The following is a 12,629-nucleotide window of genomic DNA, read 5'->3' as shown; positions in this document are numbered from 1 at the left end:
GCCATGACGCCCAGCCGAAAACCGGAACCACCCCGGCCCCTCCCAAGGCCACCGTAAACGACGACCACCCACCTCAACAGGGGGTACTTAAGAGATACAAGCCCCTAAACGTGGGAAGGCCGTTCACACCTACCACGGAAAACCTTGGACCCATGGCCCCGGCCACAGGTGCGCCACAGCGGCGGGGGAGCCCTGCCCGCGGGGCCGCCCCGGCGAGCAGGGCGCGCCCGGACTCGGCTCATCGGCGTGGAAAACTGGCATGCCGCCCAAAGGGTCAGTACCGTCGATGTGACAACAAGTTCGCGAGCGGGCAGGGGCACCATGAGCAAGAACGGCAGGAACCGGAACAAGGGCAAGGCCGCCGGAGGCGCGGGAAGACCCACTAACCGGGGCTCCGCGCCCCAGTCCCTGAGCGCTTTCCGGGCCGAACGTTCCGTGGACGATCTCACTCCGGCGTTCGTCCGGTGGTTCGAAGAGGGCTCTCCCGGGTCGGCGGCGGCCGCCCTGGAATGCCTGACGCTGATCAAAGCCGTTATGGCCCGCTACATGGAACGCACGCCGGCGGCCCACGTGACGAGCCTGGAACCTCGCGGCCTGGCAGTCGCCGTCGAGGACGAAATCGTGGCCACGGTCGACGCCGTTGGCGTCCTGGCTGGAGCCGCGGCCGTCGAGGCGAGCGTCCGTGAGATCACCGGCTTCGTCGTCGACACCGTCCGCGCCTTTATCGAGTTTCTCGTGGAGACCGGCCGGTGGACCGGCTCCGCGGATCAGTTGGTGGAAGTCGTGGACTACTTCACCGCCATCTCCCCCTCCCCCTCCACCGACGACGACTACGACGACGACTACGGCTGGGGTCTCGTCGACGTGCCGGACATCCCCGAGCGGCAGGCCTTGGAGGCGTTTTCCAATTTGCCCCTGATCAAGCGTGTCACGGCGCTGCTGCAGTGGATCGGAGACGGGAAGCCGGTCACGGCGACCGGTGCGCTCCGCCAGCGGGACATCGAAGCGGCGGCCGCTTGCGTCGGCGTAGTCGTCCGCGGTGGCACCAAGCGGGCCGGTAACCCGCTGCCGGAAACCGCCGGTGCGGCCGGCGACGTGCCCACCGTGCGGAGCATGTTTGAGGTGCCGCTGCTGGCCCAGCTCTGGACCACGCTGGAGTCAACCGAGCTGATTCAGATCACGTCGACGAAGGTTGTCCCCACGGCGGAGGCCTCGATGTTCCTGACCGGCGGCGCGGCTGGGCGGCTGGAGGAACTGGTGTTTATCGTTGACCAGTACCTGGAGACGACGGTGCTCGGCTGGGATCCGGCGGAGCCCTGGGAGAGGATGATCTCCGGATTGCAGGTGTCACTCCTGCTCGCGGCGGCTACGGCGGATCCACCGGAGAAGGCGCGGGTTCTGGCCACCGCGGACCACGCCCCGGCCGCGGAACGGGAAATGGCGGATCTGCTGACCGGCGTGGCCCTGCGGCGGCTGGAGGAGCTCGCCGAACTGGGGCTGCTGACCATTGACACGCATCTGCGGGTACCCCCGGCCCTCATCCGCTGCATAGCAAACGTCTTCGACGACGACGAGGTGCTGGCAGACCTGGGGCTCGGCGAGGACCCCGACGAAGACGGCTATGACCCGGCCGCAGCGAGCGAGGCGGCCCATATTTCAGCAACTCCGGGGATGGCACGACGAAAGCCGGGAGCCCCGCTGTCAGCAGGAACGGCGGCCCTGCCGGCCGCGGGGCCGACCCTGCAGCTGAAGATTATGCTCCATGACTCGAAGCCGCCCATCTGGCGGCGTGTCCTGGTTCCCGCCGGCATGCCGCTCCCGCAGCTCCACCAGGTGATCCAGTCGCTGTTCGGCTGGTTCGACTACCACCTGCACCAGTTCCAGACCGGAGGGTTCAGCGGCCCCACGTACGCGCCGCTGGACCCGGGCGCGGATGAACTCTACGGCGAGCGGTCCCGGGACGAGGCCGCGGTGACAGTCGGCATGCTGCTGCCTGAGGTCGGGAGCAGCATGAGCTACACCTATGACTTTGGCGACGACTGGGTGCTCGCCATCAAGGCAGAGAAAGTGCTGGAGACCGACGACGGCGGGCAGCTTCCGCGGTGCACGGCGGGGCGCGGTGCGGCGCCGGCGGAGGACAGCGGCGGGGTCTGGGGCTGGGCGAACATCGTTCAGGCGGTCAATGATCCGCACCACGAAGACCATAAGGAGTACCGGGAATGGCTGGGGATGCTGCCCGGCGACACGATTGACCCCAAGGCCTTCGACCTGGATGCGGCCAACGCGGACCTGGCTGGTCTCTTCTGACGCCTCCCGGCGCGCACATCGCGGCTTGCCGGCATCCCTGCTCGCCCGCTCATCCCTCGTCTTCGGAACATGGGTTCCCGGTCGAGAGCTTCCCTGTTGAACCGCGGGGCTTCCCAGTTGAACCGCCGGGGCTTTTTGCTATTCTGAAGGCGGTCAGGCAGTCGGCCTCTCGATTCGTGGAGAGCTCTGCAAATGACAGCCAAGCCCGGTAAGACGGCAGTCCTCGGACAAGCGTCCTGGCCTAGGCCCCGATTGCCGCCCCAGCTTGGACACCGCCCGTGTGGCGACCCGCACCCGCCCGCTTCAGGGGGTCCGGGCCGCCCCCGATCCTCCCTGTATCGCCGCCCTGCCGGCTGTGCGTTTGCGGGAGCGAGAGTGCGCAAGGCGACTTCGCGAAGTATCGCGGCGCGCCGCCTAGAACCAACCTTTAGGGTGTGGCCCGCATAGATATTGGGGGCGGGCCACATACGCGGAGGCGACGGGGCTGCCGGCGATACTGTCCGCCGGTAATACCGTTCACAGGCGGATGGCTGTCCCGGGACGTCCCGCGCTCCAAGCTGCCCGGGACCTTCGTCTCTTCAGGGCTGCGGCCGGGCAGGGTAGCCTCCGGCGCATGGGAACGGCTGGGAGGAACTGGGATGGAAGTGGACGGACTCGGGCTGCGCGGTGTGCTCGCTGACGAACTCCAGGACCTGGTGCTTGAGAGCGCGGATGTTGAGGAATTCCTCCGTGAGCTCTCCCGGTACACCGCGGAGGCCTTGTCCCGGACGGGGCGGCGGGTGCTGTGCGGAATTACCGTCACAAGGCGGAAGAAGCCTGCCGCGACCGCGGCAAGTGACCCGGACGCGTTCGCGATGGATGAGATCCAGTACGAGGCGGGGGACGGTCCGTGCCTGGCTGCCATGCGGGAGTTGAGGACGGTCTACGTCAGGGATCTGGCCCATGACAGACAGTGGCCGGTGTTCTCGCAGGCGGCCGCCAACCGGGGATACCAGTCGATTCTGGGAGTGCCGGTCGAGCTGGGAGACCAGGCACGGGCCGCGCTGAACCTTTATGCCGAGGCCCCGTCGGCATTCAATCCGGAAGACACTTCCCAGGCGGAACATTTCGCCCAGCAGACGGCAAGGCCTTGCGGCTCGCCCTCAGGATCGGCAGCCTCCACGACGCACGGGACTCGCTGGCCGCCGCCATGGAGTCCCGCACCGTCATTGACATGGCCGTCGGGGCGGTTATGGCGCAAAACCGGTGCTCACCCGAGAAGGCGTTTGCTTTACTCAAGGATGCGTCCAATGCCCGAAACATCAAGCTCCGGGAAGTCGCTAAAGCCGTGATCGCCTCGATTACCGGCACGTCCAACGTCGAAACACACTTCGAAGAGTAGCCCCGAAGCGGTAGGCGGGGCGGCGCCGCGAACGGGGCGGCGCCGCGAACGGGGCGGCGCCGGTGACCTGGCTGACCGGCGTCAGCTTCCGTTCGCCCGGGTGCGTGACACCCGTGTCGGTCGCGACGCCGGACCCGGCTGGTCGTGTTGTGACCCGCGACTTCGACCGGTCTGCCCGTGTGAAGCCCGCCGTTCCGCGGACGGTCCAGGGGGACCGGCGGGCCTGCGGGCCTCCGGTTGCTCTTCCGCGCTGCGCAGCTGGAGCTCTTTCGTGATGAGCCCAAGTAGTTCATGGGCTGCCTCGGACCCGGCGAGCTCCACACAGTGCTCAAGCGCTGCCTGAAGAAGGTACAACTCCGCGGAGGGAACAAGCGGCCAGCGCCGGAACGTGCCGAAGATGCGCGCGACAGGGGAATCTTCCGGAACCTGGCGATGGACCGTCAAAGCGCCGCCTCCCGGGGGAGGGCCGGCGCGCAGCCGGCCACGGGAGCCCGGGGCTGGAGATTTTGATTTTGACTGGAAAGTTTTCCGATAGGGGCGAGGGAAATGGTGCCGGCATCCATGTTCCCGGCGACGGTGACATCCGGTTTGCTTGTCATAGACACTATCCCTCTACGAATCACGGTGGCCGCTGCGTGACCACTTCCAGATTACCGGTCCGGCCCGTGGGAGTGTCACATTCACGTAACCAGCGGGGACTAGTCGTCGTCGTCATCCTTAGATGAAGGATTTTTTGTCATGGACTCTGGTGGCCGCGGGAATTCCGCGGCCGGATACAGTCCGGCGACTTCGAGCATGTAGTTGGCCCACTGCGGGCCGGCCAGCATATAGCCGTCAATGCTTTTGTAGAACTTGCCGTTTACGGTGATGTTCTGGCCGGGCCGCTTCTGGCCTTCCAGGGGATCCCCAAAGAACGACGCGGTGGCCAGGCCGCTGGTGTAGCCGACCACCCAGGTGGCGCCGTTGGTGTTGGAAGTGCCGGTCTTGGCCGCGACCGGGAACCGGGTGTGGACCTTGGGCTTGATGTACACGCCGGAGCCCTTTTTCAGCACGTCCTGCAGCACGGAGTTCACGCCCCGGGCAACTTGTGGCCGGATGGCGTCACGGCAGGACTTGGTCTGGGCCGGGAGTTGCTGTCCCGTCGCGTCGGTCACTTCCACAATGGCGACCGGCTCGCAATACCTGCCGTCGTTGGCGAAGGTGGCAAAGGCATTGGCCAGAACCAGCGGTGCCACCCCGATCGCCCCCAGCAGGTTGCCCAGTTGATGCATGTTGACTTGTGCGTTGTTCAGGCCGCTGTGGATCCCCACGGCATCCACGGTCTTCTGGATCCCGCAAAAGTCCAGCTGGGCGGCTTCAGCAAAAGTGGCGGTGTTGATGGAGTTGTACAGGCCGTAGTCGACGCGCATTTTGCGGTAGTAGCCGGTGTCGTTGTTCTGCAGGTCATCCGCCGCGCCGCGGTTCGTCTCCTTCGTGTTGTAGGCGCCGAGAACCTTGCCGCAGCTGGATTTCCATTTGAAATCAAGGGGATACGTCCGGCGGGAGGCATCCACGGTTTCGGCCAGGGACCTGCCCTCGTTGAGCCATTGCGCCAGGGTTAACGGTTTCATGGTGGACCCCGGCTGGAACCCGCCGGCTCCGTTCAGGTCGTTGCCCTTGGCGTCCTTCGAATCGACATTGAAGTTCAGCTGGGTATCGAATTTTCCGTCCTCGGGGAGGAATACGGTGTTTTGCGCCATCGCCAGGACCTTCCCGTTCCCCGGCCCAATGGAGACCAGCGACGCGCCCCACTTGTCGGGATTGGCCCCGGCTGTGGCGTCGACCTGCGCCTGCGCGGCCGCCTGCAGCCGGCTGTCCAGCGTGGTGGTGATGGTCAGGCCGCCGCGGAACAGCGTTCGCACGCGCGCGGCAAGGTCGACGCCGTAGGCCGGGTTGTTGAGGATGAGGTGCGACACGTAGTCGCAAAAGTACGGCGCCATCTCCGCGCCGGCGCAGCCCTGCTTCACTGGCGTGACGTTCAGCTCCACCCCGGATGCCACGGCGGCGTCGTGTTCCGCAGGCGAGATTTTGCCGAGGTCGAGCATGGCATCGAGGACGTGGTTGCGCCGGGCAATGGCGTTCTCGGGGTAGACGGCGGGATTGTAAAAGCTGGGGCTCTTCACCAGGCCGGCGAGGAGGGCTGCCTGCGGCAGGGTCAGGTCCTTGGCTGTGGTGCTGAAGAAGTGGCGCGATGCGGCTTCGACTCCGTAGGCGTCCCGGCTGAAGAACACGATGTTGAGGTATCCCTCAAGGATCTGGTCCTTGGTGTATTTCTTCTCCAGTTCGAGCGCAAGCCTCATTTCGCGCACCTTGTCGCCCACGCTCTTTTGACCGTTGAGGATAATGCGGTCGCCCTTGTCCGCCGACACGAGGGCGTCATTGAGAATGTTGGTGACGTACTGCTGGGTCAGGGTGGAGGCGCCCTGCCGGCCGCCGCTGGTCAGGTTGGACGCCAGGGCTCGAACAATTCCCTGGGTGTCCACACCCGCATGCTCGTAGAAGCGGCGGTCCTCGACGGCGACAATGGCGTCTTTGATGTATGGGGACATCTGGTCCAGGCTGACTTTCACCCGGTTCTCCGCGTATAAGGTGGCGATCGTCTTCCCGTCCGACGTCAGGACCTTGGTGGACTGCGAGGGTGTATCGACTGTCAGTTCCGCGGGGAGGTCATCGAAGAACACGATCGATTCCCGGACGGCAATTCCAGCCCCGGCAACGGCCGGGACCAGGATGCTGGCGGCGAGCACGCCGCAAAGCGCGCTCGCCGTGAAGTACCCGAGTACCCCTCGGAGGGCCTTGGCCAGTCGCGATCCGGATTGTGCCATCCCCTGCCCCCTGGTGTTCTGCCGGCCGGCACCTCGCCCGGACTGGATGGTCCGGCTCTGTGCCGTCGACGCGGCGCGGTCACCTTTGGCTTAGATGTTGACACTCCTCTTCGAGCGGGACAAGACTCTCCCCACACAACAAGCGCTGAGGGGACTTTCCAGCGCCTTGGAGTGAGGTGGGAGGATGCCGGTTCCGGCACCATTCGAATACCCAGCTCAGCGCATCCCACGACCTCCGCCGCAACGGGCCGCCGCGGACCCACAGCGTGCCGGGCGCCGCCGTGCACGATCACCCGGTTTGGGCTCGATCTCGCCGTCGCCGTTCACGACGTCGGCAAGGTCTACACCCGGTTTGGGGATGTCAACCACGGGCATGCGTGCCCTGCCTGCTTTTCCGCGCACGTCCTTCCGCCGAACGCTGTTGAGTGTCGCGCCTCGGCGGAGTAGCGTGACAATAAGTGTCAATACGCATCACGCGGACTCGGGAGCGATCATGGCAACTATGACACGGGGGCTGGTGGCCCTTACGGCCGCTCTGGCCCTGACCTTAACGGGCGGCGCCGTCGCTGGTCCCGCGTTCGCCGATCCGCGGGAGACGGTCAAGGACGCTACCGCTACGGGGTACGGCGGGGCAGTCAGCACCGTGGATCCCGAGGCTTCTGCAGCGGCAATCGAAGTCCTCCGGAAGGGCGGGAACGCGGCCGACGCCGCCGTCGCCGCGGCCGCGACCCTCGGCGTGACCGAGCCGTACAGCGCCGGAATTGGCGGCGGAGGCTACTTCGTCTTTTACGACGCGGAGACCGGCAAGGTCGGCACCATTGATGGTCGCGAGACCGCGCCGGCGGAGATGCCGCACGACGCGTTTATCGAGCCGGGAACTGGTGGCAAGCCCTACCGCTTTACGCCCGAGCTCGTCACGAGCGGCGTCTCTGTGGGGGTCCCCGGCACCCCGGCCACGTGGGAGCGTGCCCTCGACCGGTGGGGCACTCTGAGCCTGGGCGATGCGCTCAAGCCTGCCATCAAGGTGGCGACCCGCGGCTTCGTGGTCGACGAGACGTTCCGCCAGCAGACCCTCGACAACGAGGTCCGCTTCGAGGCCTTCACCTCGACGAGCGCGCTCTTCCTCCCGGGCGGCGACGCCCCCGCCGTCGGCAGCGTCTTCCAGAACCACGACCTCGCCGCAACCTACCGGCTTCTCGCAAAGAAGGGCACGGACGGTTTCTACGGCGGGCCCCTTGCGGCGGAGATCGCAGCCACGGTTCAGGCTCCGCCCAAGACTGCCGGCACCGATCTGCCCGTTCCGGTCGGCTACCTGACAACGGATGACCTTGCCGCCTACCGTGCCCTGGATCAGGCGCCCACTCACGTGGAGTACCGCGGCCTGGACGTTTACGGCATGGCACCGTCGAGCAGCGGCGGCACCACCGTTGGTGAGGCGCTGAACATCCTGGACACGTTCAACCTGTCCGAGATGGCCACGCCCGGCGCCCTGCATCACTACTTGGAGGCGAGCGCGCTTGCCTTCGCGGACCGCGGCAAGTATGTCGGCGACCCGGCGTTTGGCGGCGTGCCCACCGCCGCCCTCACTGACCCGCTGTTCGGCAAAGAGCGCTCCTGCCGGATCGACCCGCTGCTCGCGGCGAAAAAGCCGGTCCTGCCGGGGGACGTGTCTTCGTACGACGGCGTGTGCCCGGCTCCGGCTGTGGCGCCGGAGGATGAAAAGGACACCGAGAACATCTCGACGACCAACCTGACGGTCGCGGACAAGTGGGGGAACGTCGTCGAGTACACGCTCACGATCGAGCAGACCGGCGGCTCCGGCATCGTTGTCCCCGGCCGCGGCTTCCTGCTCAACAATGAACTGACCGATTTCTCCACCGTCTACGACCCGGCCGATCCGAACCGGATCGAGGCGGGGAAGCGCCCGCGCTCGTCCATGTCGCCCACCATCGTGCTCAAGGATGACGAGCCGTTCCTCGCGCTGGGCTCGCCCGGTGGTTCGACGATCATCACGACCGTCCTTCAGACGATCATGAACCGGGTGGACCTGGGCATGAGCATCTCCGACGCGATCGCGGCGCCCCGCGCCTCGCAGCGGAACACCGAAACCGTCACGGCTGAGACGGCATTCATCGAGGCATACGGGAGTGAGTTGAACGACCCGTACCGTCATACACTCACGCCGGCTGGCGATGCGCTTACGTCGGCGGCCGAGATCGGCGCCGCGACCGCCATCGAGTTCCTGCCCGACGGCGGCATGGTTGCAGCCGCCGAGCCCTTGCGGCGCGGCGGCGGCTCGGCGATGGTTGTGAAACCGTCGCTCAAGCCGTGACCCGCGCCGAGGAGCATCCGGTGCCGGGAAAAACCCGGCCGGGGAAGCGGCCTACCTCGTGGTGCTGCCTCCATGCAAGCATGGGTGCTCACCGGAAATGCACAGCAAAGGGACCCGATGAAATCCAACGAGATACTGCTGGACGCGTTCGGCCGGATCCGAGAGATCGTGGCCGCCACGCTTGAAGGGGTCGACGTCGGCGCCCTGGTCCGTCGGCCGGCCGGCAACGGGAACTCGATTGCGTGGCTGATCTGGCACCTCAGCCGGGTGGAGGACGCGCAGCTGGCGTCCGCCGCCGGCCTGAGACAGGTCTGGACCGCGCAGGGGTTTGCCGCACGCTTCGACCTGCCGCTGTCCGAGCGCGACACCGGGTATGGCCATTCGTCCGACAAGGTCAACGCCGTGAAGGCGACGCCAGAGCTGCTGCTGGAATACTACGACGCCGTTCACCGGCAGACCGTGGCGTTCCTGGACACCCTCGGCGACGGGGACTTCGACCGCATCGTCGACACCCGGTGGGACCCGCCGGTGACGCTCGGGGTGCGGCTGGTCAGCACGATTGCGGATTGCCTCCAGCACGCGGGGCAGGCCGCGTATGCCAAGGGGCTGGACCCCGCCCGCGCAACTTAGCGGGGAGTGGAGCCGCCGGCGCCGGGGGAACCGGTGCTGGGGGAGCCCGACCCAGCGTCGATAGCTGCAGCAACCAGCCGATCGAAACTAGCGGTCCCGTGCTCGGGCGGGACCACAGTGAAGACGGCCAACCATTTCTGTTGGGCCTGTGCGTCCGCCCCGGCAAGCCGTTCCACCTGCAGGTTCAGCCCGGGCACCCCGCCGACCAGGAGCGGAAGCCGTTCGCCGCTCTTGATCAGGCGCTGGAAGTCCCTGACCGACAGGTGGTCGCCGGGCGTGTCTGTCACCTCGGCGATGGTGTCGTTGACCCGCTGGGTCAGCCCCCGCATGAACGTCCGCTGGCCGGAGACCGTGGGGATCGTGAGCAGCGCCGCGAAGGAGACCGTGAACAAGGCGGTGGCACCGACGCTCCTGAGACCGGGCATAAAGATCATTAGGAACAGGCACAGGATCAACCCGAAGGCGCTCAGGATACAGAACTTGATCACCGGATTCTCGCCTGGCCGCTTTGTCCAACGAACGAGGGCCACGGAGTTCTTTCGGGGCTGAGCATGCGGTGAACTTTCCATGGTTAGTACCCCTTCACTTCGATCAGCGCTTCGGCCAGGATGACTGCCGCGCGTGCTTCCTTGAGATCGCTCAGCAGACCCAGGTCCGGCACGGCTGAGATGGCAGCGGGGGAGCCGTCAATGGCAGCAAAGATGCCGCTCAACCTTTCCCGGTCCTGTGCCAGCAACCGGGACGCGTTGAGTTTGACTCTGCTCAGCTCAAGCTCCAGCAGGGAATTGTCGATCGCCTCGCGACGGCCCTGCATGACCAACAACTTTTCCCTGACGCGGTGGACCCGGCCGCGGAGCGTCGATTCCATCTTGGCTGCCACGTCGTGGAGGTCGCTCAGGGCGGTGTAGGACTGCACCGGCCCGGAGTGCCGGGCGAGCTGCCCGCTGACGTAATGCCGCCGTCGTTCCCATTTCCGCACGGCGGATTCGTACGGGCCCAAGAGCAATGCGACGGCTGCAACCGCCTTATCCAGGGACGCCCCCCGCGTGCTCAGGCTTGTTGTTGCAGCGTCCAGCCTCGCAAGGAACGCGTCGTAGTTGTCATATGTCGGGACGCCGGAGTCATTCATGGGGCAGCCCCACACGGTGGCGCTGCAACGCGGAGGGTCCAGGCCACGCCGCTGCGCCTCCCTCGCCGAAACGCGCCCCCATCCCTCATGGCAAGAGAATAGTGGCTGGCGGCGCCTTGTCATAGGGTCTGGCCGTCGTCTGCTCCGGGGAATTCGGAGTGCCGGGTAGGCCGGACGGTCCTTGACACTCACTTTCACGGGCACAGACACTGAAGAATCCAGGCTGCCCGCTGAAGCTAGGGAATGGAATGACAATGACCGGTTCAGGATCGTTCGTGATTGTGGTGGGTTTTGACGGTTCCGAAAATGCTCAGCATGCCCTGAAATGGGCTGTGGACGAGGCCAAACTCCGTGACGGCCAGATTCGTCTCGTTACGTCCTGGAGCAAGCCGCCGCTCGCGTGGTTTCCAGCAATGCTGGAAACGGCAGTCGGCGAAAAGACCGTGAGAGAGGATTCGCCCCAACAAGTGGCTGAGACGACCCAGGCTGCCGCTCTCAGGATCGTTGAGGATGAGGGGGTGGCGGCCACTGGCCAGGTGGTGCAGAGTGATTCGGCGGCGTCCGCAGTGCTCGACGCCGCCACAGGTGCGGATCTGGTCGTCGTCGGCTCCCGCGGTCACGGCGGATTCCCCGGCCTGCACCTCGGCTCGGTCTCCGCCCAGGTCAGCGGCCATGCCCCCTGCCCCGTCGTGGTCGTTCCGCCCAAGTCCACTTAGGGCCGGTGCCTCTGCAATCCTGGTTCTGAAGCGCGGGGCGGAAACCTGGTCTGCGGCAGCCGGGCGCATCCGGGATCTGCGGCAGCCGTTGTCAGGGTGTGGGGGAAAGCCTACGATGTGCCCACAGCCCCACTCTGGGGACCAATTCCGGGACGTGCCCCGTAAGGGTTTCGAAGACACCGTTATGTGCCCGAGTCCTGGACATCACAGGACGGGAAGACCATGGCCAAATATCTGTTCGAGGCGAATTACGTCGGCGAAGGCATCAAGGGCCTCATGCGCGAGGGGGGCACCAAGCGCCGAGACGCGTTGGTCGAAGCCCTCAAATCTGTGGGCGGCTCACTCGAATGCTTCTACTACGCTTTCGGGGAGACCGACGTGCTGGGGGTGTTTGAGGTACCGGGGCCGGCCGATGCAGCGGCGCTTTCCCTCATGATAAATTCGACGGGATCCGTGAACGTGCGTCTTAAACCGCTTATGGCTCCAGAGGATCTTGACGAAGCAGCCAAGAAGACACCGTCCTACCGCGCACCTGGTCAGTAGAGCCAGCAGCTGCCCAGTTTTCATCCCCGACGCAATTGCGGTTGTCCTTATCGCGCTGGCGGGCCCCTGAAGTTCGTGCGTCGCGTGACCGCGAGGCTACCCGCCCGTTCAAGCGGCGAGCGGGTTGCTGTGGCTCCTGTGGTGGAGCAACTTCAGGTGATGCAGGAGCGCTCGACGCTCGCGAGAGAGGATCTGGGCGTGCCGGGCCGGTGGCATGTCGGCACGTTTNCCGGGAGTGGTGGTGCGGTGGATTGGTAGCTGTGGCCGGTGGGGGTGGTGGTTTCGAGGGTGTGTCGGGGGCCGGGGCGTGGGCGTGCGGTCCAGCCGGGTGCTTCTTTGGTGTGGTTGCAGGCTTCGCAGAGTCCGGCGCCGTTGTTTTGGGTGGTGGTGCCGCCGTGGTGCCAGGGGATGATGTGGTCGTAGTGGCGGATGGGGGCGTCGCAGTATGGGGTGCGGCAGGTGTCGTCGCGGGCCGTCAGGAAGCGGCGGAGCCCGGGCGGGAAGAGCCGGGCGCGGGAGTCCAGTGCGGTGAGGGTGCCGGGGGCGGTGTAGAGCCGGCGGAGCCAGACGTTCATGGCCGCATCCCGTGAGTCCCGGGCAGAGTTGCCGTCCGTTTCCTCCTTTCCGGCAGCGCCCGTCTCCGTTTCGTCCGTTCCAGCGGTCGTGAGCAGGTCGCGGGCCCAGCCGGCGGGGACGATGCCGTAGCCGGGGAGCCGGGCGGGTTCGC

General features: G+C 66.2%; 10 protein-coding genes and 1 pseudogene. 7 read left to right on the top strand and 4 right to left on the bottom strand.

From position 1 onward, the window contains the following. Positions 1 to 321: 321 nt before the first annotated feature. From AC50X9_RS20785 to AC50X9_RS20775, 3 genes and pseudogenes are all read left to right on the top strand, one after another. Positions 322 to 2,307 (top strand): plasmid pRiA4b ORF-3 family protein, encoded by a 1,986-nt coding sequence (locus AC50X9_RS20785; RefSeq protein ID WP_494896897.1) that lies wholly within the window; start codon positions 322 to 324, stop codon positions 2,305 to 2,307. Positions 2,308 to 2,945: 638 nt separating this feature from the next. Further along, a pseudogene (locus tag AC50X9_RS20780) lies at positions 2,946 to 3,371 on the top strand (GAF domain-containing protein); the annotation flags it as partial. Positions 3,372 to 3,436: 65 nt separating this feature from the next. After that, on the top strand, positions 3,437 to 3,688 hold the full coding sequence (locus AC50X9_RS20775; protein ID WP_494896892.1) for an ANTAR domain-containing protein: 252 nt from the start codon (positions 3,437 to 3,439) through the stop codon (positions 3,686 to 3,688). Between the two features lie 698 nt (positions 3,689 to 4,386). On the opposite strand, the gene AC50X9_RS20770 is transcribed toward AC50X9_RS20775, so the two are convergent. Further along, positions 4,387 to 6,552, bottom strand: coding sequence for a transglycosylase domain-containing protein (locus AC50X9_RS20770; RefSeq protein WP_494896890.1), 2,166 nt, complete (start codon positions 6,550 to 6,552; stop codon positions 4,387 to 4,389). Between the two features lie 502 nt (positions 6,553 to 7,054). Here AC50X9_RS20770 and ggt point away from each other — a divergent pair. Both ggt and AC50X9_RS20760 read left to right on the top strand, forming a co-directional pair. Beyond that, positions 7,055 to 8,884, top strand: a complete 1,830-nt coding sequence (ggt, locus tag AC50X9_RS20765) for a gamma-glutamyltransferase (RefSeq protein ID WP_494896901.1) — start codon at positions 7,055 to 7,057, stop codon at positions 8,882 to 8,884. A 117-nt stretch (positions 8,885 to 9,001) separates the two neighbouring features. Beyond that, positions 9,002 to 9,514, top strand: coding sequence for a mycothiol transferase (locus AC50X9_RS20760; RefSeq protein WP_494896888.1), 513 nt, complete (start codon positions 9,002 to 9,004; stop codon positions 9,512 to 9,514). Here AC50X9_RS20760 and AC50X9_RS20755 read toward each other — a convergent pair. Both AC50X9_RS20755 and AC50X9_RS20750 read right to left on the bottom strand, forming a co-directional pair. After that, complete coding sequence (locus tag AC50X9_RS20755) at positions 9,511 to 10,002, bottom strand: hypothetical protein (protein ID WP_494896886.1); 492 nt, start codon at positions 10,000 to 10,002, stop codon at positions 9,511 to 9,513. The genes AC50X9_RS20760 and AC50X9_RS20755 overlap by 4 nt on opposite strands. Positions 10,003 to 10,085: 83 nt before the next feature. Beyond that, the gene (locus tag AC50X9_RS20750; protein ID WP_494896884.1) at positions 10,086 to 10,643 is read right to left on the bottom strand and encodes a hypothetical protein; all 558 of its coding nucleotides are present in this window, start codon (positions 10,641 to 10,643) and stop codon (positions 10,086 to 10,088) included. 254 nt (positions 10,644 to 10,897) lie between these two features. Here AC50X9_RS20750 and AC50X9_RS20745 point away from each other — a divergent pair, with 254 nt between their 5' ends. Next, positions 10,898 to 11,359, top strand: a complete 462-nt coding sequence (locus tag AC50X9_RS20745) for a universal stress protein (protein WP_494896882.1) — start codon at positions 10,898 to 10,900, stop codon at positions 11,357 to 11,359. Positions 11,360 to 11,581: 222 nt separating this feature from the next. Then, complete coding sequence (locus tag AC50X9_RS20740) at positions 11,582 to 11,902, top strand: GYD domain-containing protein (RefSeq protein WP_160665550.1); 321 nt, start codon at positions 11,582 to 11,584, stop codon at positions 11,900 to 11,902. A 152-nt stretch (positions 11,903 to 12,054) separates the two neighbouring features. Here the strand turns inward: AC50X9_RS20740 and AC50X9_RS20735 are convergent. Continuing rightward, the coding region (locus AC50X9_RS20735) for an HNH endonuclease (RefSeq protein WP_494896879.1) at positions 12,055 to 12,629 on the bottom strand (575 nt) is incomplete at its 5' end.

The sequence above is a fragment of the Pseudarthrobacter sp. HLT1-3 genome (assembly GCF_059383535.1).
This window is presented reverse-complemented; position numbering and strand designations above follow the sequence as displayed.